The organism is Catenulispora yoronensis (assembly GCF_039531695.1).
GTDB classification, from domain to species: Bacteria; Actinomycetota; Actinomycetes; order Streptomycetales; family Catenulisporaceae; genus Catenulispora; species Catenulispora yoronensis.
Map to the genome: position 1 here is coordinate 356,954 of NZ_BAAAQN010000001.1, position 20,059 is coordinate 377,012.

At 70.1% G+C, this 20,059-nt stretch carries 18 protein-coding genes and 1 pseudogene; 10 read left to right on the plus strand and 9 right to left on the minus strand.

Features of this window, described 5'->3' with window-relative positions:
• Positions 1-26: 26 nt before the first annotated feature.
• From ABD481_RS01240 to ABD481_RS01250, 3 genes are all read right to left on the minus strand, one after another.
• Complete coding sequence (locus ABD481_RS01240) at positions 27-1,580, minus strand: FAD-binding protein (RefSeq protein WP_344663574.1); 1,554 nt, start codon at positions 1,578-1,580, stop codon at positions 27-29.
• Positions 1,581-1,680: 100 nt separating this feature from the next.
• Positions 1,681-2,583 (minus strand): transposase, encoded by a 903-nt coding sequence (locus ABD481_RS01245; RefSeq protein ID WP_344663575.1) that lies wholly within the window; start codon positions 2,581-2,583, stop codon positions 1,681-1,683.
• Between the two features lie 388 nt (positions 2,584-2,971).
• Positions 2,972-3,664 carry a TetR/AcrR family transcriptional regulator gene (locus ABD481_RS01250; protein ID WP_344663576.1) on the minus strand — a complete coding sequence of 231 codons (693 nt, stop codon included), beginning with the start codon at positions 3,662-3,664 and terminating at the stop codon, positions 2,972-2,974.
• 99 nt (positions 3,665-3,763) lie between these two features.
• Here ABD481_RS01250 and ABD481_RS01255 point away from each other — a divergent pair, with 99 nt between their 5' ends.
• Positions 3,764-4,603, plus strand: coding sequence for an SDR family NAD(P)-dependent oxidoreductase (locus ABD481_RS01255; RefSeq protein WP_344663577.1), 840 nt, complete (start codon positions 3,764-3,766; stop codon positions 4,601-4,603).
• A gap of 168 nt (positions 4,604-4,771) precedes the next feature.
• Positions 4,772-5,266, plus strand: coding sequence for an ester cyclase (locus ABD481_RS01260; protein ID WP_344663578.1), 495 nt, complete (start codon positions 4,772-4,774; stop codon positions 5,264-5,266).
• A 25-nt stretch (positions 5,267-5,291) separates the two neighbouring features.
• Here ABD481_RS01260 and ABD481_RS01265 read toward each other — a convergent pair whose 3' ends face one another.
• The gene (locus tag ABD481_RS01265; RefSeq protein WP_344663579.1) at positions 5,292-6,275 is read right to left on the minus strand and encodes an ArsR/SmtB family transcription factor; all 984 of its coding nucleotides are present in this window, start codon (positions 6,273-6,275) and stop codon (positions 5,292-5,294) included.
• Positions 6,276-6,411: 136 nt separating this feature from the next.
• Here ABD481_RS01265 and ABD481_RS01270 point away from each other — a divergent pair, with 136 nt between their 5' ends.
• From ABD481_RS01270 to ABD481_RS01285, 4 genes are all read left to right on the plus strand, one after another.
• A complete protein-coding gene (locus ABD481_RS01270; protein ID WP_344663580.1) occupies positions 6,412-6,564 on the plus strand; it encodes a hypothetical protein in 153 nt (50 codons plus the stop codon).
• Between the two features lie 101 nt (positions 6,565-6,665).
• On the plus strand, positions 6,666-7,190 hold the full coding sequence (locus ABD481_RS01275; RefSeq protein WP_344663581.1) for a MauE/DoxX family redox-associated membrane protein: 525 nt from the start codon (positions 6,666-6,668) through the stop codon (positions 7,188-7,190).
• A gap of 67 nt (positions 7,191-7,257) precedes the next feature.
• Complete coding sequence (locus tag ABD481_RS01280; protein WP_344663582.1) at positions 7,258-7,815, plus strand: hypothetical protein; 558 nt, start codon at positions 7,258-7,260, stop codon at positions 7,813-7,815.
• Complete coding sequence (locus ABD481_RS01285) at positions 7,812-9,653, plus strand: ABC transporter ATP-binding protein (RefSeq protein ID WP_344663583.1); 1,842 nt, start codon at positions 7,812-7,814, stop codon at positions 9,651-9,653. The genes ABD481_RS01280 and ABD481_RS01285 overlap by 4 nt, the downstream gene beginning before the upstream one ends.
• Before the next feature lie 65 nt (positions 9,654-9,718).
• On the opposite strand, the gene ABD481_RS01290 is transcribed toward ABD481_RS01285, so the two are convergent.
• From ABD481_RS01290 to ABD481_RS01300, 3 genes are read right to left on the minus strand one after another with little or no spacing between them, the layout of a single operon-like run.
• Complete coding sequence (locus ABD481_RS01290; protein ID WP_344663584.1) at positions 9,719-10,459, minus strand: ABC transporter permease; 741 nt, start codon at positions 10,457-10,459, stop codon at positions 9,719-9,721.
• Positions 10,456-11,991 carry a DUF1349 domain-containing protein gene (locus ABD481_RS01295; RefSeq protein WP_344663585.1) on the minus strand — a complete coding sequence of 512 codons (1,536 nt, stop codon included), beginning with the start codon at positions 11,989-11,991 and terminating at the stop codon, positions 10,456-10,458. Before ABD481_RS01295 ends, ABD481_RS01290 begins: the two co-directional genes overlap by 4 nt.
• Positions 11,988-12,698, minus strand: coding sequence for an ABC transporter ATP-binding protein (locus ABD481_RS01300; RefSeq protein WP_425559092.1), 711 nt, complete (start codon positions 12,696-12,698; stop codon positions 11,988-11,990). The genes ABD481_RS01295 and ABD481_RS01300 overlap by 4 nt, the downstream gene beginning before the upstream one ends.
• A gap of 228 nt (positions 12,699-12,926) precedes the next feature.
• On the opposite strand from ABD481_RS01300, the gene ABD481_RS01305 reads away from it, so the two are divergent.
• From ABD481_RS01305 to ABD481_RS01315, 3 genes are all read left to right on the plus strand, one after another.
• The gene (locus tag ABD481_RS01305; protein ID WP_344663586.1) at positions 12,927-13,586 is read left to right on the plus strand and encodes a response regulator transcription factor; all 660 of its coding nucleotides are present in this window, start codon (positions 12,927-12,929) and stop codon (positions 13,584-13,586) included.
• Positions 13,586-14,722 (plus strand): sensor histidine kinase, encoded by a 1,137-nt coding sequence (locus tag ABD481_RS01310; protein ID WP_344663587.1) that lies wholly within the window; start codon positions 13,586-13,588, stop codon positions 14,720-14,722. The genes ABD481_RS01305 and ABD481_RS01310 overlap by 1 nt, the downstream gene beginning before the upstream one ends.
• 78 nt (positions 14,723-14,800) lie before the next feature.
• Entirely contained in the window at positions 14,801-16,189 is a 1,389-nt protein-coding gene (locus ABD481_RS01315; protein ID WP_344663588.1) for a condensation domain-containing protein, read from the plus strand.
• Between the two features lie 123 nt (positions 16,190-16,312).
• Here ABD481_RS01315 and ABD481_RS01320 read toward each other — a convergent pair whose 3' ends face one another.
• On the minus strand, positions 16,313-17,716 hold the full coding sequence (locus ABD481_RS01320; RefSeq protein ID WP_344663589.1) for a diguanylate cyclase domain-containing protein: 1,404 nt from the start codon (positions 17,714-17,716) through the stop codon (positions 16,313-16,315).
• A 426-nt stretch (positions 17,717-18,142) separates the two neighbouring features.
• On the opposite strand from ABD481_RS01320, the gene ABD481_RS01325 reads away from it, so the two are divergent.
• Positions 18,143-19,045, plus strand: coding sequence for a UTP--glucose-1-phosphate uridylyltransferase (locus tag ABD481_RS01325; protein WP_344663590.1), 903 nt, complete (start codon positions 18,143-18,145; stop codon positions 19,043-19,045).
• A 181-nt stretch (positions 19,046-19,226) separates the two neighbouring features.
• Here ABD481_RS01325 and otsB read toward each other — a convergent pair.
• Positions 19,227-19,982, minus strand: a pseudogene (otsB, locus tag ABD481_RS01330) (trehalose-phosphatase); the annotation flags it as partial.
• Between the last annotated feature and the right edge of the window lie 77 nt (positions 19,983-20,059).

Below are 20,059 nucleotides of genomic sequence, written 5' to 3' on the forward strand. Positions count from 1 at the left end.
TCCTCGGTGTCACGCAGGGCTGACACTCACCGCACCGGGATCGATTGCGCGTGGTGGAAGACGTCCGCCGGATCCCATCGGCGCTTCACGGCGACGAGGTTCCGCTGGTTGGTGCGGAAGTTGTCGAGGAAGTAGAGCCACAGCGCGTCGTCGACGTTGCCTTCGGCATGGGTGCCGAGGACGTTGTCCGGATAGTTGTAGTAGGCGCCAGCGACGGTTCCGGTCGGGTCGTTGGCCGGGTTGGGGGTCCCGCCGTAGTCGATGTAGACGTCGCGGTAGAAGTCGTTGATCCAGCGCAGGTGGGCGTCGGACTGGACGTTGTAAGGAGGCTGGTTCGCCTCGCCGGGGCGTGATGCGTTGAGCCAGTAGGTCTGGTATTGCAGCTTCATAATGGAGTCGCGCTGGGGAACGGCGGTCGCGCTGGAAGCCACGCGGTTGACGGCGCCGCCGTAGCTGTCGACCTGCAAGAGGCTCTGGCTCATGTCCGATTCGAGGACGCCCTTCGGGGTCGTGTTGAGCCAGCGATAGATCGCGGCGACCTGGTTCGGCGGGAAAGCCTTGTTCATGTAGGCGGACTTGTATTTGCCGAACTGGTTGGGCCCCGAGCCGTTCATCGTTTGCAGTGCTTCGAGATAGGTGACGTGCTGCACGCTCTCGGTACCCGCGGAAGGCGTGATCCAACCGGGGTGGCCCCCGAGGGGAATGCGCAGCGGAACGGGTTCGGCGATCGCTCCGAAGCGTGATCGCGCTTCGCTGTGCCGACGCTCGACCTCGGCGCGATGTTCGACGAGAGTCGCCCCTTCGGGAGACACCGCTTGGACGACCATGCCGAGTTGGCCGGCGGACACATGGGTGAGCTTCAGCAAGCTGAAGTCGGTGTCTGGCAGATCACTGACGAAGTCCGCATAGTAGGCGAGCAGGTTCGCGAAGGCGGCCGTGTCGATCGAACTCCAGTCCCACGAGAGCGTGTAGATCGACGCGAATTCCGGGGCGTCGGGCAGCTCATGGAAGTAGTACCGCAGGATGACACCGAAATTGCCGGGTCCGCCGCCTTGCAAGGCCCAAAAGAGGTCTTGTTCGTCCTTCGAGGTGCTCGCCGCCGAAACGTGGTGCAGTTCGGCGCTGCTGGACGACACGTTCCAGGTCACGATATCGACGGCGGTGAGGTGGTCGACGGTCAGGCCGTGCAGGCGCGACAGGAGCCCGTATCCGCCGCCGCTGATGTGGCCGCCGGCGCCGACCGAGTAGCAGCTTCCCGCGGGGAGCGTCTTGTTGAAGCCGTTCAGCAGGGCACGATAGACCGACCAGTTCTCACAGCCCGCCTCGACGAAGAAGGCACCCCGGCGGTCGTCCCAGCCGGCCCGATTCATCGAGGACATGTCGATGATGGCCTTGGTCGTGTCGTTGTATGCGAAGTCTTCGTAGCAGTGTCGCCCGGACACGACTTTGACGTCGCGGCCGTAGCGGGAGACGGCCTCGCCGATCTGGGTGACCGCCTCCGCGTCATTCATGGGGACGTAGACCGCTTCAAGGGTCGAGGCGAACCATCGCCGATTGAATCCTTGACGGTCGCTCAGCACTACGGGACGTGAACCGGTACTCGCAGCCGGAGTAGACATGTTCGAAGCTCCATGATTGGGAGAGGAACGCCTTTTATGGGGCGTTTCAGCCATGAGAGTCTCACGTGGCGCCAAAGGTGCAACTCGGGGCGGCCAGTCGGTGCATCCGGAGCCGTTCAGCTATAGCTAGTGGCTTGTCACGCAGCCTTGGCCGGGTAACTGGTCCAGCTGCGGATGGGTGAGCTTTGGGCGAAGTTGGCTTTGGGCGGGCTCGGGTGTTGTGGTGGCGGACGTACCCGGCGATGGCGGTGTTCTGGTCGGCGTGGCTGCGGTGGTCGGTGCCGTTGAGCGCGAAGTACCGCAGCGCGGCGAATTCCGATTCGATCCAGTTCAACCAAGATCCGTAGGCGGGCAGGAATACCAGCTCGACCTGGTTGTCCGCGGCCCAGGTGCGGACTTCGGCGTGCTTGTGCGGCGAGTAGTTGTCGGCGATGACGTACAGCTTCTTACCGGGCCAGCGGGCCCGCAGGCTCTTGAGGAACGACAGAAACTCCCGCCACCGCTTGCGCTTGCGGATCCGGTAGAACATCCGGCCGGTGGCCAGGTCCAGGGCGGCGAGCATGTGCATCACCCCGTCGTGGCGGTTGTAGGTCGCGCGGAGCCGGGCCGGTCGCCCTGCCGGCCGCCTCCAGGTGGTGGTGGTCTGCCAGGACACCCCGGCTTTGCGAAGGATCCGGCGCAGGTGGGCGGCCAGCGTTCCCAGGCTCCAGGTCGACATGCCGGTGATGCCCCACTCGGCGGGGACCGTCCGGGCGATCAGGCAGATCCGCTCACGCGTGTCCTGGCAGATCGTCGGTGGACGGCCCCCGCTCCATTTTGGGTCCAGTGCCTCGAACCCCCGCTCGTTGAACGCGTGGATCACATCACGCACGTAGTCGTCGGTGACCTGCATCAGCGAAGTGATGTCCGGGACCGACTGGCCCTGAGCGGACATCATCACCACGATCACCCGCCGCAGCTTCACCGGATCCTTCGCGGTTCGAGTGATCCGCTGCAGCCTGCGTCCCAAGAATCAGCTCTCGGAGACAGGCTGCCGACCCGGCCGGGCCAGATCAACTACCCGCGGGACACCTCGCCGTCCTGGCTCGTCACCGGCCAGGACCGCTCACCGACCTCACAGTGGTAGCACCGCGCGATGACACCGTCGTGGTTGTACCACTCGTGGTCACCACAATCCCCGACGCCTTTCGCAGCGACCCCGCGATCGACCAAGAACCACGGCAAGCGCCGCCGCAACCGGGTCCGCCATCGATACCTACCCCCACGCCTCATGCCGCAAGGCTACGGAGCCAAGCAGCGCATTTACCTGACCAACGTTGCGCGACAAGCCACTAGCTCAGAGCGTGCGCTCATCAAGCAGCTTCGGGCACCAGTCCGCTCAAGGTGGCGGTCAACAGCCTGGTCAGCCGAGGGCGGAAGTCCCCGGCGGCGTGGGCCAGCCTGGGTTCCGTGACGTAGAGCTCGGCCAGGCCCGGGGCGGGGTTCGAGATCTGGTAGAGCATCGCGGCCAGGCTGGTGGCGGTGGCGAGCAGGTCGGCGGCGGCCCGGTCCGACAGGTCGGGCAGTGCGGCGCGGCAGGCCTGGGTGATGGCTTGGGCGTCGTCGAGTGCTGAGAGCTTGTAGTCGCGCGCGGCCTGGGCCGTGGCCTCGGGTTCGAAGGTGACGATGACGTGTCCCAACAGGTCGCAGAACAGCGGCCGGTCGGCGAGGGTGTCGCCGAGCACCCGGGCCACTCGTGTCACTCGCGTCACCCGAGACGCTGTCGAGCGGCGCCCGGCGCTGCCGCTCAGCGCGACGCCGACCGCGTCGGCCCACTCGTGCCAGTCCTCGGCGGCCAGCCGGAGGAACAGTTCCTCGCGGGCGGAGAAGTAGCGCCGCATCGCCGAGGGGTGGACCCCGGCCAGCTCAGCGGTGTCGGCCAGGGTCACCGCGCCGACGCCGTGCTGCTCGGCCAGGCGCCGGGCGGCGGCGAGCAGGTCGGCGGCACGCCGCTGCTTGTGCTCCGCGGAACGGGCACGTTGGAAGACCTGTGGATCATCCTGCACGCCCCGAGTCTAGCCGCGGGAATTAACGCATGCTCGGCGCGTTATAGAGTGAGTAACGCAAGCGAGTTGCGCTAACGCCGAGATCGTCGGAGGATGAACATGTCCGAGAACATCTGGTTCGTCACCGGTTCCTCGCGGGGCCTGGGCTATGCGATCGCCGAACAAGTCCTGGCCGCGGGACACAAGGTGGCGGCCACGGCCCGCACCGTGTCGGCCCTGAAGCCGCTGGTCGACGAATACGGCGAGCAGATCCTGCCCCTCCCGCTGGACGTCACCGACCCCGAGCAGGTCCAGGCCGCCGTCACCCGGGCTGTGGAGCACTTCGGCCGCCTCGACGTCGTCGTCAACAACGCCGGCTACGCCAACATGGCGCCGATCGAGAACATCGCCATGGACGACTTCCGAGCCCAGGTCGAAGCAGTCTTCTACGGCACCGTCCTGGTCACCAAGGCCGTCCTGCCGATCCTGCGCCGCCAGGGCGCGGGTCACATCATCCAAGTCACCTCGATCGGCGGCCGTATCACCGCGCCCGGCATGAGCGCCTACCAGAGCGCCAAGTGGGCGGTCGAAGGCTTCACCGGAGTGCTGGCCAAGGAGGTCGGGCCGCTGGGCATCAAGGTGACGCTGGCCGAACCCGGCGCCATGCGCACCGACTGGGCCGGCAGCTCCATGCGGATCCCCGAGTTCGACCCGGCTTATCAGCAGACTGTCGGCACACTGGAGACGTTGGTCCGCTCCCGCACCGGCAAGGAGCCGATCGACCCGGTGAAGGTGGCCCAGGCACTGATCTTCGTGACCGAGCAGCCGGAGCCGCCGCTGCATCTGCTGCTCGGCCGCGACGCGGTCCGGCTGGCGGCGCAGGACATGGAGACCGTGGCCGCCGAGGACGAGAAGTGGGCGTTCGTGGGGACCAACGTCGACTACGCCGACGGGGAGTGAGATCCGCGGCTGCCGGACTCGTCCGTCGCGGGAGTCCGGCGGCCGCTGAACCTTTGATGGAGAGTCCGCATGAGAGCGTCGAATAACTCACGCAATCTCCGTCGGCGCGAACGAACCTTGGTCTGACACCTCAGCTGATCATCACTGAACGGAAGACGAGGGAACCCCATGCCGACCAACGATCTGCTCGACCCGAACCCCGAGCTGGTGCGTCCGCTGGCGCTGTCCGTGGACGGCGGTCTGTCACGGGAGCGCGCGGCGCACCTGGTGAAGATCACCCAGACCATCTACACCTTCTGGCACACCGGAGACATCCGCTTCCTGCACGCGTCCGTGGACGCCGCGTTCGCCGACAACACGCTTCCCGCCGGCCGGCCGCAGGGCTTCGAAGGCGTGGCCCTGGCCTCGAAGACGTTCCGCGCCGCGGTTCCGGACCTGACCTGCGAGCTGGCCGACGTCGTCATCGCCGGCGCGAAGGCGGCAGTGCGGTTGGTCTTCCGCGGCCACTTCTCCGGCGAGTTCGAAGGCGTTCAGGGCGACGGCCGCGCCATCGAGTTCATCGCCTTCGACATCCAGCACGTCGGCGAGGACCTGATCTTCGAGAACTGGCATCTGGAGGACAACCTGGCGTTCCTGCTCCAGGCGGGCATCGTCACGCTCTGAGACCTCGGGTCCCGGTCAGCCGTCGCTATCCGACATACTGCCCGCCCAGGATGTCGGCGAGTTCGAGGCCGAGCCGCGTGGCCTGGTGATGGACGCTCATGCCCTCGCGGAAGGTGGTGATGAGACGGGCTTCGCGCAGGACGGCGGCGTGTTCCGAGGCCGTCGACGCGGACACCCCCAGCGCCGTCGCCAAGCCGCCGGTGGTGAGGCCCGGAGCCCCGATCACCACGGACAGCGCGGCGGCTCTGGTGGCTCCCAGGAGCGCGACCAGGGACGGACCGGGTTCCTGCGTTCCGGGATCGCGGACCAGCGGCGAGTGGCTGGCCGGGTAGTACACGACCAGCCGGTCGTGGAACATGTCGCCGGAATGGCCGGGCCGGATGGAGAAGACCGAAGGGCTCAGCACCAGGGTGCGGCCGTCCAGCTCGACCTCCGCGGTGCTGACCGTCTCCAGGATCAGCATGGACCGCTCCCAGCGCACCCCTGGATGCAACGACCGCAGCATCACGTCGGGACCCGATTTCGCGGCCCGCGCCCGGGCCTGGGCCGCCGCGGCAGCCGTGGCCGCGGATATCCGCCGGCGGTACGGGTCCAGGGCCACGGCCTGGAGGTCCGCGACCGCGCGTCCCAGGCTGGCGTAGGCCTGCGCCTGGCCCTCGGCCAGCGACCGGACGAACTCGGTCACGGGACGGGTGCGGCTCAGCGTCCGTATGTAGTCGGCCAGCCGGTCCGGATCGGTCGCCTCCACCGCCGTGGCGGTGGCGGCCGGATCGGGGTGCACCGATCCGTCGAACACCCCGGGCAGCACGGACGGGGAGTAGAGGTCGAACAGCCGGGCGATGCCGGGATTCCAGCCCCGGCCCAGATCCCGGCGCCAGGAATCCAGCCTGGCCGACCGGCCTCCGGTGGCCAGAAGGTAACCGGCGCGGAAGAGTTCCGCGCTGAAATCCGCCGTGTCGACGATACGGATCCCGGCGACATCCTCGCCGGTCAGACGGATGCCTATCAAGCCGCCTCCCATATACGAACACTGCTATCAGGGCTTTACGGTTCAGGCCGAAAACGTAGCACCGCGATCGGCGGCCATCGGACAATTTGGGCCGGCGCGATGGCGCTGATTCCTGTTTCGGACTGGGAGGTTTGACATGTACAACTACCAGGACTGCTACTGCACGAGCTCCGGCTGCATCCTCTGGTACAAGCAGCGTTACTGCCGGGATTGCAGCTGGTCGGACGGCGCGGGCACGGTCTGCGGCCCGTGGTACAAGTCGGGCATCGGATGTATGTACGACTGCTGATTCAGTGGCGTTCCCTTCCCCGATGACAGTCTGAGAACTCCCGCCGAGCCGTCGCCCCCGCCGCTCGGCTCGGCGGGCCCGCGACGCGGACGGAAATGGCATTGAGCATCCTGACAACCACACTGCGCTTCACCCTGCTTCTGGTCTGCGTGGTCGCGTTCGCCGGCAAGGCATCGCGCCGGCGGCCGGTGCGCACTCTCGCCGACAGCCTGGCCGAGACCGGGCTCCCCCCGGCGCTGCGACGGCCGGCGGCCGCGGCCCTGCTGGTCGCCGAGCTGGTCATAGCGGCGACGATGGCCGCGCCGGCGACGGCCCGGCCGGGATCGGCTCTCGCTTTTCTCTTCTTCGGAGTCCTCACCGTGGGAGTCGCGGTGACGGTCCGCAAAGCGAACGGCGCGAAGTGCGCGTGCTTTGGGGCGGCGAAGCATGAGCTGTCCCGAATCCATATTGCCCGCAACTTCACTTTGACCCTGATGGCGTTGGTGGTACTGACTGTTCCGGCCGCGAACCAGGCGTCCGACGCCGAACGATCCGTACTCGCCGGGATGCTCGCGCTGCCGGTGTTCCTCCTCGTCTTCTTCATCGCGGATGTGGCTTCCATCGTCGTTCCCGCTCAGCACGAATGACGTTTCCGCGGAAGCCCGCGCGACCAATTCCCGACGACGACAGACCATTGATTCTTGGAGACAGACAATGACCTCTCTCGCTTGGACGGCGATCATCGCCGCCAATTTCCTGGCCGCGGCGTCACTGCTGCTCACCATCTCCCTCCATCGCAAGATGGCGGCGGCCCCGGCGGCGGCGCCCCGGGTCCTGGCCCCGCACGAGGACCCGCGCCTGCCGCAGCCCGGCCTGCCGCTGCCGTTGTTCGAGGTCACGGCCGGCGACGGCTCCAAGGTGGACTCCGGAGACCTCGAAGGACTCACGGTTCTGAGCTTCTTCGCCTCCGGCTGCAACGCCTGCGGCGACCAGATCACGCTGCTGACGAACACGTTCGCCGACGCGCCCGGCTGGGCCCGGTGGATCTCGGTGGTGGACGGTCCGACCAGCGAGCTGCGGGCCGAGCACGTCAGCCGGCTGACCCAGGTGTCCCAGGTCGTGGAGGGACCGGAGGCCGACAAGATCCAGAGCCTGATGGACATCGACAGCTGGCCGCTGCTGGTGCTGGTCGAGAACGGCGTCGTGGTCGGCGCGGGCCGGAGCGTGAGCATGCTCGAGTTCGTGGTCGGCCGCAGCCTCGCGAACCGATGACGGTCCCGGAACCGTCACCGGCGCGGCCTCGGCGGTCGCTCCGGGAGCTGGGCTGGGCGCTGTCCCTGATCGTCAGGGCGGCGCCCGGACCCGCGGCCCTCGTCCTGCTGTGCACGGTCGTCGCGGGCGTGCTGCCGGTGCTCAGCGGGTGGCTGTTGCGCGTGATCCTCGACGCCGTGGCGGGCCGGGCGGGCCACGCGGGCCACGCGGGAACCGGCGCCGTCATGCCGGCGGCGGCCGGATTCGCCGCCGTCGGCCTGGCCATGACGCTGGTGCAGGAGCTCGGCTCCTTCGCGTCCAACACGGTGCGCCGCACGGTCCGGTTCCGGGCGAACGCGATGCTCTACGAGCGGCTCACGGTGATCCGCGGAATCGGCCTGCTCGAGGACAGCGACTTCCAGAACCGGCTGCGGCTGGCCGGCGACGCCGCGGACGCGGCTCCGGCGCAGCTTCTCCGTTCCCTGATCTCGTCCGTGCAGGGCCTGGTCCAGGTCGTGGGGTGGCTGTTCGCGCTGGCGGCGGTCTGGCCGCCGGCGATCGGCATCGTGGCGGCGGCGGTGGCTCCGATCGTCCCGGTGCGGCTGGCCGTCGGGCGCCAGCAGGCCGAGCTGGTGGTGCGGCAGGCCCCGCGGACCCGGCGCCAGCTGGCGTTCCGGATGCTCATGGCCGACGCCAGGTCCGCCAAGGAGCTCAAGGTGTTCGGCGCCGAGCGGTTCGTCGCGGACCGCGTCCTGCACGAGATCACGCTGATGAACGAGCAGGAGGCCGTCGTGGACGGCCGGCTGCTGCGCCGCCAGTCGGTGCTCGGCGCGATCGAGATGTCCGCCACGGTCGTGGCGATCGTGGTCGCGGCGTCGCTGGCGCTGCACGGACGGCTGTCCCCGGGCGGGCTCTCGCTGTTCCTGGGCGCCGCGGTCGGGGTGCAGAACGGCGCGTTCGCCGTGGCCGCCGGGTTCGGGTGGGTCCGGGCCTCGGTGCTGGTGTTCAGGGCTCTGCGTCAGGTGCTGTCCCAGGCACCGGACGTCCCCGAGGGCACGATCGCGGCTCCGGCGCTGAGCCGGGCGATCGAGTTCCGCGACGTGTGGTTCCGGTATCGGGACGACCTGCCGTGGGTGCTCCGGGGCGTGAACCTCACCATCGCGGCGGGCGGATCGACGGGCATCATCGGGACCAACGGGGCCGGCAAGAGCACGCTGATCAAACTCCTGTGCCGCCTGTACGAGCCGCACCAAGGCTGCATCCTGTGGGACGGCGTCGACATCAGAACACTGGATCTCGACAGTCTGCGGTCACGCATCAGCGCGGTCTTCCAGGACTTCGTGCCGTACGACCTGACGGCGGCCGAGAACATCGCCATCGGCGACGCGGCGGCCGGCAGCGACGACGAGCGGATCACCGCGGCGGCGACCAAAGCCGAGGCTCACGAGTTCCTGGCCCGTCTGCCGAACGGCTACGGCACCCTGTTGAGCCGCCACCTCCCGCCGGACGGCACGGAGAAGACCGCGTTCCTGTCCGGCGGGCAGTGGCAGCGCGTGGCGTTGGCGCGCGCCTACCTCCGGGATCGTGCGGACCTGCTGATCCTGGACGAGCCCGCCTCCGGTTTGGACGCCGAGGCCGAGCAGGCGCTGCTCGACAAGATGGCGGACATGAGCACGATGCGCACCACCGTCCAGATCTCCCATCGCATGAGCACTCAGCGATGGGCCGACCAGATCTACGTGCTGGCCGACGGTGTGGTTGTGGAGCGCGGCGCGCACGAGGAGCTGATGGCTGCGGATGGGGTGTACGCGGCGCTGTTCCGGATGCAGTTCGATGGCTATGTCAGTCGGCGTCGGTGACCTGGATTGGTGGGGAATCGGCGCCGCGCCGTCTGCCTCACACATCACGCGACATCACGCCGCCATCACGCGACATCACGCCGCCACAGGGCAAGGCCGCCGAACGCCAACGCCGCCAATGCCCAAGCCGCGACGATGCCCAGGCCGCTCCATGACGCGAGCTGGTGCCGTCCGGCTTCGCCGCCGATCGGTGGGGCCAGGCCGGCGCTCATCGGGGCGAAGCGTTGGATGCGGATTTGCCAGGTGCGGTTGGTGACCGTGGCGGCCAGGAGTGGCGGCAGGTAGAGCAGTGCCAGGGTCAGGGCTGTGGCTGCTGCCGTGCTGCGGGAGGCTGCGGCGGTGCCGAGGGCAAGCAGGGCGATCAGGGCCAGGTAGGCCGCCGTCGCGAGGGTGGCGTGGGCTGCCGGGCCGAGCCTCGGTCCAGAAGCTTCGGGGCTGATCAGAGCTGTCGCCAGGATGCTGGTTGTGCTTGCGAGCAGGCCGGTGGCGAATACCGCGCCGCTGAGCACGATGGCCTTGGCCGCCAAGAGAACGCCCCGCCGAGGTATGGCGGTGAGCGTCGCCACAATCAGGCCACTTCTATATTCGTCGCCCATCGTCGCGGCGCCCAGGATCGTCACGAGGGCCTGGCTCACCATGGCGCCGGACGACGCCAGCCGCGCGACGTCGTCGGACGTGTCGGCGTGGACCAGCGCGGCCATCGCGGCCGCGCCGCCGAGGGTGGTGGCGAGCGTCGCGGTCAGCGCCCACCAGGTGCTCGCGACGCTGCGCTGCTTTGTCCACTCCGCGTGCAAAGCCGCTTTCACGCGTCCCTCCGCCGCACCAGGAACGCCGCGGCGACGAGGGCCACGACGCAATACCCGCACAGCACTGCCAGCCCGGTCCACGGCGCGAGGGGGAAGTATCCGTCCGGCGGGATATAGGTACTGTCCACCTGGGCGAAGCGCGGGAGGCTCTGCCGGATGGCGAAGCCGGCGGCCGGGGTCACGCGGAGCAGCCATTGCGCGGCGGACGTCGGCAGGCCGGGCGACACGGCCAGCAGGTAGGGCAGCACCGTTCCCACGACGACCAGGGTGATCGCCGACGCCCCGCTGCGCAGGACGGTACCGACGGCGAGCGCCAGGACGGCCATCGCGGCTGACAGCAGCCCGGTGCCGATGGCGACGCGCAGTTCGGTCGGCGTGCTGACCGGCACGACGTAGACGTGGTGTGCGTCGGCGATGTGTCGGCCCGCGAGGATCGCGACGGTCGCGCCGAGGACGCCGCTCGTGAATCCGAGGCCTGCGACGATTGTGGTTTTCGCGGCCAGCACGCAGCCCGGACGCGGGCAGGCGGCCAGCGTGATGCGGATCAGGCCCCGGCGATACTCGGCGGTCACGACCAGCGCGGCCACCGCCACCAGGGCGACCAGGCCGGCGAAGGTGCCGCCGACGAAGCCGTCGACGGTGACCCCGACGCCCAGGACGGTGCCGCCGACGACCGGGGCGATGTCGCCGGCGCCGGTCAGCGTCAGCGCGGTGTCCGCGGTGCCGGTGGAGCCGCCCTCGTCGTCCGGCGGGTAGCTGCCCGAGGTCCCCAGGCCGCCGAACTGCGCGCCGGTCCATGGTTCGGGCGACCAGGCACCGGTCAGTGCGATCGGGCCGAAGGTGCCGACGGCCGCCGCCGGGTTGGTCTCCGGCACGTCGATGGCGGCGACGTGCACCGTGGACGGGCTGGTGACGAACAGCCCGGCCGGAACGCGCGGGTCCAGGCCGGGAATCCGGACGCTGCCGACGTGCTGCCAGTGGACGCCGTCGGCGGATTCGTCGCCGGTGATGGTGTCCGCGGTGCGGGTCAGGCGTAGCCAGGGCGAAGAGGAAGGAGACGAAGGAGTAGAAGGAGAAGGGGCCATAGCGCTAATGGTGTCGGCGGCCGTGTCGTGGATGTAGTTGTCCTGGAAACGGACCCCGTGCGCACCGGTAAGCATGATCGCGGCGTAGCGGGATCCCGGGGTCAGGTTCTCCTTGACGATGATCCCGGCCTTGGCCCAGCCCTGGACCTCGTGGGACACGCGGTCGGGCCCGGTGACGGCGATTCCGGACAGGCCGGTGATCCGCGCGGTGACCGTGCCGTCGCCGGTCAGGTCGCGGCGGACGAAGTAGAAGCTGTCGTTCACAGCCCGGCCATCGGGTCCACGGACCACCGCCGGACCGGGCCCGCCGTTCGGAGGGGGCTGCCTCGACAGGTCCAGCGGGCCGAGCGCGGCGGTGATCAGGGTGGCGCCGAGGACGGCCAGGACCCAGCCACGGACGGAACGGAACTTTGTCCACTCGGCACGCAGTTGACGCGGGAATCTCATCGCTGCTCCCCGTCCATGTTCGTGCCCTGATGCTGTGCGGCGCCGTGCGTGAGCCGGAAGTAGACGTCCTCCAAGCCGACCCCGCCCGAGCCCTGCGCGGCGAGCAGGTCGGGCACCGGCGCGTCCGCGACCACCCGGCCGGCCCCGATGACGATCAGATGCTGGGCCACATGCTGGAGCTCGCCGATCAGGTGACTCGACACCAGGACGGCACGCCCCTCGGCGGCCAGGCCGGCCAGCAGTTCACGCATCCAGACGATGCCCTCGGGGTCCAGTCCGTTGAACGGCTCGTCGAGCAGGAGCGCCGCCGGATCGCCGAGCAGCGCCGCGGCGATGCCGAGCCGCTGGCGCATGCCGAGCGAGAAGCCGCCGACGCGACGGCGGGCCGCGGCGGCCAGGCCGACCCGGTCCAGCAGCGGGTCGGCGTCGGCCGCACGGATGCCCTGCGAGTGGGCCAGCCAGCGGAGATGGTCGCGGGCGCTGCGCGCGGGGTGCGGTGCCGAGGCGTCCAGCAGCGAGCCGACCCGGGTCAGGGGACGGGGCAGGTCGCGGTAGGGGCGTCCGTCGACCAGTGCCCGGCCGGCGTCGGGGCGGTCCAGGCCCAGGATGACGCGCATCAGGGTGGACTTGCCGGCGCCGTTCGGGCCGACCATGCCGGTGACGCGGCCGGGGCCGAGGGTGAACGTGACGCCGCGCAATGCGGCCACGGGACCGAAGCTCTTGCTGACTCCCGAGACCTCGACGACGGCGGCCGGGGCTGCGGGCGTGGCTCCGGGCGGGGGCGTGGACGTGGGTGTGGACGAAGCGGAGGTGGAAGAGGAGACAGAGGATCGCGGATGCTGTGCCATGGTCGCAGGTGTACGCGGCGGACGGTGACGGGACGGTTCGCGCGCCTGTCACCGTGGTGTCACCGGGGGCGTGGAAGGGTGGCGAGGATGAGGGTGCTGGTCGTCGAGGACTACGAGATCCTGGCCGCGGCGGTGGCGATGGGGCTGCGCCGCGAGGGCATGGCCGTGGATGTCTGCGCCGACGGGGAACAGGCGCTGGAGGCGCTGGCCGCCGCCCGGTACGACGTCGTCGTCCTGGACCGCGACCTGCCAGGCGTGCACGGCGACGACGTGTGCCGATCGGTCGTCGCCGGCGGCGACGGAACCAGGGTTCTGATGCTGACGGCGGCCGGATCGGTGCGGCAGCGGGTGGCGGGTCTGGGGCTGGGTGCCGACGACTACCTGCCCAAGCCGTTCGACTTCGCCGAGCTGGTGGCCCGGGTGCGCGCGCTGGGGCGGCGGTCGGCGGCGGCGGTGCCGCCGGTGTTGGAGTACGCGGATCTGTCGGTCGATCCGGCGCGGCGCACGGCCTTCCGGGCCGGACGGCGCCTGGACCTCGGGCCGAAGGAGTTCGCGGTGCTGGAGTGCCTGCTGCGGCAGCTCGGCCGGCCGCTGAGCGCCGAGCAGCTGCTGGAGCAGGCCTGGGACGCCGCCGCGGATCCGTTCACGACGACGGTCAAGACCACCGTGCGGCGGCTGCGGGTGAAGCTGGGCGATCCGCCGCTCATCGACACCTTGCGGGGTGGCGGATACCGGATCGGGGGCTGATGGTGGCCGCTCCCCCGACCTCGGCGGCTCCGAGCTCCGCGTCCGGCCGGCCCCGGGTGACCATCCGGACCCGCCTGGCCTGGCTGTACGCGGGGCCGTTCCTGGCCGCGATGACGATCTCGCTGCTGCTGTTCGTGGCGCTGTTCCAGGTCCGTCAGACCGGGCCGCCCCTGACGCCGGGACACGCGGACAACGCAGGCGGCGGAGCATCCGCGGTTCCCGTGGTCGTGGACATGGCGGCGGGCGTGCTCGTGCTGCTCGCCGTCGCCCTGGGCCTCGGCTGGCTGGTCGCGGGACGTCTGCTGCGTCCGCTGCGCGAGATCACCGAGACCGCGCGGCACATCTCGGCGCACGACCTGCACCGCCGGCTGTCCGCCGCCGGCCGCGACGACGAGCTCAAAGCCCTGGCCGACACGCTCGACGCGTTGTTCGCCCGGCTGGAAGCCGCCTTCGCCGCGCAGCGCGACTTCGTCGCCAACGCGGCCCACGAACTGCGCACCCCGTTGACCGCGACCCGCACCGTGGTGCAGGTGGCGCTGGCCGATCCGGACGCCACGGCGGACACCCTGCGCGAGGCGTGCCAGGCGGTGGTGATGCTGGGGGACGACCAGCGGCGCCTGATCGAGTCCTTACTCACCCTGGCCGAGAGCCAGCGCGGTCTGGAGCGTCGCGAACCGGTGGATCTGGCGGCGATCGCGGAGGAGACTGTCAGCGCGCGCCGCGACACGGCGTCGAGCCGCGTCGCGATCGACGTCACGACCCGGTTCGAGGCGGCGCGTACCGCCGGCGATCCCGATCTGGTCCGCAGCCTGGTGGGCAATCTGGTCGACAACGCGCTGCGCCACAACGTGCCGGGCGGGTATGTGCAGGTCCTGACGGAGTCGGTCAGTGATCGAGCCCGGATATGGGTCCGCAACAGCGGTCCCGTTGTGCCGGCGCAGGAGCTGGGCCGCTTGTTCCTGCCGTTCCAGCAGCTCGACAATCGGCGCGGCCGTCCCGGCGGCGGCCACGGTCTGGGGCTGGCCATCGTGCAGGCGATCTGCTCCGCGCACGGCGCCGACGTCCGGTCGCGGGCGCCGGCCGAGGGCGGGTTGGAGATCCTCGTCGAGTTCCGGCCGGTCAAAGCAGAGTATTGACGTTACCTCCAGCTCTGTCTCACGATGATTCCCGTCCTCACGGGATAGGCGAATTCGACGAGAATCGGTGGTGGGCTGGTGGGAGACCGGATTCTGGTGCCGTTCTCGGGTGCGGGGTCGGGCGAGTCGGTGCTGACCTGGGGCCAGCGCAACATGCTGCGCATGATGCAGCTCGCGGGCGACGGGCAGATGATCGGCGGCACGGTGCCCCTGGCCGAGGGGACCACCGTCGAGAACCTGGTCCACCTGTTGGCGTTCATCGTCGAGCGGAACCAGTCGCTGCGCACCCGCTACCGGTTCGGGGACGACGGCGAGGCGGTGCAGGTGCTGTCCGCCTCCGGCGAGGTCGCCCTGGACCTCGTCGACATCGGGCCCGGCGAGGACCCGGCCGAGGCGGCGGAGGCGGTGCGGTCGGAGTACGAGAAGGCGCCGTTCGACGTCACCACCGACTGGCCGGTGAAGATGGCCGTCATCCGGCGCGCCGGGGTCCCGGTGTACTTCACCGCGATGTATCCGCACGTCGCCATCGACGGGCTCGGCTTCGAGGCGCTGGTCGCCGACCTGGACAACCTGGACCAGGACACCGGCGAGCGGCTGGCGCCGCGCGCGGGCCTGCAGCCGTTCGAGCTGGCGCGCCAGCAGCAGGGCGCCGTGGCCCGCCGGCAGAGCGCGGCGTCGGTCGAGTACTGGGAGAAGATGGTGCGCTCGGTGCCCGGGCGCCGCTTCGACACGGAGTACGAGCCGCGGGCCCCGCAGTGGTGGCAGGCCGTTCTCGACTCGAAGGCCGCTTACCTGGCCGCGACGTCGATCGCCGCGCGGACCGGTGCGAACACCGGCTCGATCCTGCTCGGTGCGTACGCGGTGGGCCTGGCCAAGGTCTCGGGGAAGAGTCCCAGCGCGATCCGGACGTTCGTCAGCAACCGGTTCCGGCCGGGTCTGCGGGAGTCGGTCACGCCGCTGATGGCGACGTGCTTGTGCGTGGTCGACGTGGCGGACACGGACTTCGACACCGTCGCCCTGCGGGCTTGGCGCAGCCAGCTGAAGGCTTCCAAGTTCGCCTACTTCGACACCCGCGACCTGTTGTCGATGTTCGAGCGGGTGGCCGCCGAGCGGGGCCAGAGCGTGGATCTGTTGTGCTATTTCAACGACCTGCGCCGGGAGTTCGCGGCGGTCCGGCCCGGGCCGCTCCCGACGCCGGAGGAGATCCAGGGCGCGCTGCCGTCGACCACGCTGACGTGGGGCCCGCACACGGATGTTCCGGATGCGCAGACGTTCCTGGAGCTCAATCCGGTGCCTGACACAGTCAGCATTCTGCTGCGGGTCAATACGGAGAAGGTGACGCCGGAGGAGCTGGAGGAGATCCTGCGGGAGATGGAACGGATCCTGGTCGCGGCGGCGTTCGATCCCGGGTGCCCGACCGGGGTCGGGGCGGGTGCGGCGCTCGCGGCGAAGGAGTCGGTGGCGTAGCCGGGTGGTCGCGGCGGTCGGCGCCGCGGGTGTGTCTCCTGCGCCGAACCGGTCGGCGGCGTAATCACTCCAGCCTAGCGCTTCACCGCGTACATGGCCTGATCCGCCGCCTGGATGGCCGCCTCAGGACTGTGATGCGCCGCCAGCTCCGTCCACCCGATGCTCGCCCCGATCGGCGTCTGCGGCGCGAGAGCGTGCCAGTCCGCCGATCACGTGCGCCTCGGGCTCCGCGGTGCCGGGCAGCAGGATCACGAACTCGTCGCCGCCGTATCGGGCGACGAAGTCGCCGGTGCGCAGCGTGGCGGCGACGATGCGCGCGATCCGCTCCAGGACCCGGTCCCCGGCGACGTGGCCGTGGACGGTGTTGACCTGCTTGAACCCGTCCAGGTCCAGGACCGCCAGCGCGGCCGTCTGCCCCTGCGCGGTGAGCTCGGCCAGCCGGCGCTCCAGGTGGCGCCGGTTGGGCAGGCCGGTCAGCGGGTCGGTCAGGGCCTCGCGGACGTAGGCCGACAGGTCCCATCCTTCGCCGTCCGCCGCCGGCCGCGTCAGCAGCAGCCGCTGCAACTGGAACATCCGCTGGCTCTGCATCCGGAAGGACCGCCGCTCCAGCTCCACGGCGCCGCGCGCGTCGCCGGCCTCGGTCAGCGCCAGGGAGCGGACCCGCAGCAGCTCGGAGGCGGGGAGCGGGCAGTCCGGGCCGATCCGGTCCAGGAGCGCGAGGGCCTGGCGAGGCCGGTGCGCGGCGATCGCCTGACAGGCCTGGATGAGCAGGTCGAAGGCCGCGGTGAAGGCGTCGTCCGCGGTGTGGCGCAGCCGCCACGGAGTGATGTCGGCGTCGGGGCCCAGGACGCTCCGGCGAGCGGCGGCGTAGGCGTAGCAGACGGCGTCGCGGTGCTGGAGCCCGCCGGGGGCGGCGCCTCCGTGGGCGCGGCCCAGGCGCAGGATCTCGTCGAGCGCGGCGATCGCACCCTGGGTGTCGCCGACGTGGTCCATCGCCAGCGCGGCCTCCAGGCGCGGCGGAAGCCAGGCCCGCTGGACCTCGGCCATCTGGCTGAGCCGCTGCACCGAGGCCAGGGCGTTCTCGCTCAGCCCCATGATGCCCTGCGCGGTGGCGAGGTCGTACCAGGCTTGTTCGGTGGCCGGCGCGGTGTTCTGTTCCAGATCCAGATACCGCTGGCTGTCGAGCAGATGGGCCAGGGCCTGGTCGAACATTCCCCGCGCGTTGCCGATCGCCGCCGCGATGGCGTGGAAGTGCCCCAACGCGGTCGGCGACCCCACCTCGCGCGCCAGCTCGGCCGCCTGCTCCTCGGTCTCGTGGCTGGTCGCCGACCCGGCTTGCCCGAGGTTGAACAGCGCCGCCAACCGCTCGATGGACGCGACGGCCTTGTCCCTTGGGTCCCCGGGACGCGCCAGGATCAGGCCGCCCAACGTGATGACCTCGCGCGCCCGGCCCTGAGCCATCAGCCGGCGCAGCATCTGGACACGCCCCGGCAGCCCGGCCGTACGGGTCGCGTCCGGTATGGCCATGGCCCGCCCTCTTCTCAGCGGTGCGTGATCGGTAACTGTGTGTCAACGATAGGCATAGGAGGCCTTCATGTTCCATGGCTGCCGCCTTCCGGTCGTCGTGAGGTTCACGACATGCCGGGATGGCAGGAGATCGGCGGGATGACGTGACTGAAGATGGCGTGCCGTGAACCGCGTTTTCGAAGATTTGTTCGATGTGGCGATTCGACATGCCGGGACCTTCATCGCCCGGTGAGCGGACACGGCACCCTTCAGCTCGCCGCTGCCCGGTCCGCGCACGAGGCGAACGCCGAGGCCCGGCGATCGGATCGAGGCGCCGTTCCCCCGACTGAGCGTGTCGCACCGTGTCGCCGGGCGGGGGTTTGGGTAGCGTCCGTCGTACGCCGCCGGGGCCACCGGTGGTTCGACGGCGAGTGGGAGGACCTTGGTGTGGCTACGACCATCCGCAGAGCAGTGATTCCGGCTGCCGGGATCGGGTCCCGGATGCTGCCTTTGACCAAGGCCATTCCCAAGGAGATGCTGCCGGTCGGCGATCGGCCGGTCATCGAGCACACGGTGCGGGAATTGGTGGCGTCCGGGATCACGGACATCACCATTGTGGTCTCGGGTGGGAAATCGCTGATTCAGGACCATTTCCGGCCGAATCCGGCGTTGGTGGAGCAGCTTCAGGCGGACGGCAAGGACGCCTACGCCCAGGCGGTCGAGGATGTCGCCGAGCTCGCGCGCGCCGGCCACATCACGTATCAGGACCAGCACGGCCCTTATGGCAACGGCACTCCTGTGTTGAACGCCGCGCGGGGGTTGGGCGGGGACGAGCCGATGCTGGTGCTGTGGCCCGACGACGTGTTCGTGGCCGAGGTGCCTCGGGCGCAGCAGCTCATCGCGGCCTACGAGGCGACGGGGTGTCCGGTGCTGGCGTTGATGCCGATGGACCGGTCGCAGTCCGAGCGGTACGGCGTCCCGGTGGTTCACGAGGATCTGGGGGACGGTCTGCTGAGGGTGTCGGGCTTGCTGGAGAAGCCCAAGCCGGCGGACGCGCCCAGCGACTTCGCGGCGATCGGCGGCTACGTCGTCACGCCGGGGATCGTGGAGGAGTTGCACGAGGCCACGGTCCGGTGGGCGCGGCGGCGCACCGGCGAGGTGTACCTCACGGATGCGATCAATGCTTATGCGGAGACGCGCGCGGTGTACGGGCAGGTCATCGCGGGGCGGTGGTACGACACCGGCAATCCGGCGGACTACTTGGTGGCGCAGTTCGCGCACGCCCTGGCCGATCCCGAGTACGGGCCGATTCTGCGGTCGCTGGCTGCCGGTGAGGAGAAGTCGGGCTGATTGGCGGCTGGCGCTCGGCGCTAAGCGCTTAGCGCCGAGCGCCAGCAGGCCGGGTGCTTGGTGCCTAGAGCTTGGTGCCAGCAGGCTCGGGCGCTTAGCGCTTGGCCTGCTGGCAGGCCAGGTGCTTGGCACCTGGCCTGCCGGGGGCCCCATATGCGCGGTGCTAGCTTCCAGCCGTGTTCAGCCAGGCGCGCCGCTGCGCCAGCAGGTCGGCCAGCATCACCGCGGTCTCCTCCGTGTCGGGCACGAAGTACTCGGCCAGGCTGGGGCCCTCGCCGACCTTGACGCCCACGTCGGGGTCGGTCAGGCGGGCGAACGCCTTCTCGTCGGTGACGTCGTCGCCGACGAACAGCGCCGCCGTGGCGTCGGCCTGGCGGCGCAGCACGTCCAGGGCGTGCCCCTTATCGGTCTCGATCACGGCCAGCTCGATCACGGCCTTGCCCTCGGTGACGTGCACGCCTTCCCAGCGCGCCGGGCCGGAGCGGACCGTTTCGAGGACGGACTCGCCGACGGCCGGCTCGGCGCGGCGGACGTGCACCGCGATGCTCGCCGGCTTCGACTCCAGGAACACGCCGGGGCTGCGGCCGACGAGCTGTTCGAGGTCCGCGGCCAGCCGGCGGTGCAGGTCCTGCGCGTCGTCGCCGAGCGCCTGGGCGAATTCGGCGTCGAACTCCGCGCCGTGGCTGCCGATCAGGTGCACCTCGGCCGGCAGTCCGGACAGCACGGCCAGGTCGCGCAGAGCCCGGCCGGAGATCACGCCGGCCGTCGTCGCGGGCAGCGCGGCGAGCGCGACCAGGGCCTCGACCGACTCCGGGCGCGGCACCGCCTTCGTCGGGTCCTGGACGATCGGCGCGAGCGTTCCGTCGTAGTCGCACACCACGAGCAGTCGCGGTGTGCGGGCAATGCGGGCGACGGCCTCTCGCAGCGGTGATCGCAGCTGCGACGGCGGTTGTGACGGCAGCTTTGACGGCAGCTGCGACGGCACCGCTGACGGCGGCTGCGACGGCCGCGGCT

Excerpts from the sequence above, each read along its gene's own strand:
- ABD481_RS01305 (WP_344663586.1), top strand. The coding sequence starts at position 12,927 with ATGAGGGTGCTGGTCGTCGAGGACTACGAGATCCTGGCCGCGGCGGTG.
- ABD481_RS01310 (WP_344663587.1), top strand. The coding sequence starts at position 13,586 with ATGGTGGCCGCTCCCCCGACCTCGGCGGCTCCGAGCTCCGCGTCCGGC.
- ABD481_RS01285 (WP_344663583.1), top strand. The coding sequence starts at position 7,812 with ATGACGGTCCCGGAACCGTCACCGGCGCGGCCTCGGCGGTCGCTCCGG.
- ABD481_RS01280 (WP_344663582.1), top strand. The coding sequence starts at position 7,258 with ATGACCTCTCTCGCTTGGACGGCGATCATCGCCGCCAATTTCCTGGCC.
- ABD481_RS01255 (WP_344663577.1), top strand. The coding sequence starts at position 3,764 with ATGTCCGAGAACATCTGGTTCGTCACCGGTTCCTCGCGGGGCCTGGGC.
- ABD481_RS01320 (WP_344663589.1), bottom strand. The coding sequence starts at position 17,716 with ATGGCCATACCGGACGCGACCCGTACGGCCGGGCTGCCGGGGCGTGTC.
- ABD481_RS01260 (WP_344663578.1), top strand. The coding sequence starts at position 4,772 with ATGCCGACCAACGATCTGCTCGACCCGAACCCCGAGCTGGTGCGTCCG.
- ABD481_RS01270 (WP_344663580.1), top strand. The coding sequence starts at position 6,412 with ATGTACAACTACCAGGACTGCTACTGCACGAGCTCCGGCTGCATCCTC.
- ABD481_RS01295 (WP_344663585.1), bottom strand. The coding sequence starts at position 11,991 with ATGAGATTCCCGCGTCAACTGCGTGCCGAGTGGACAAAGTTCCGTTCC.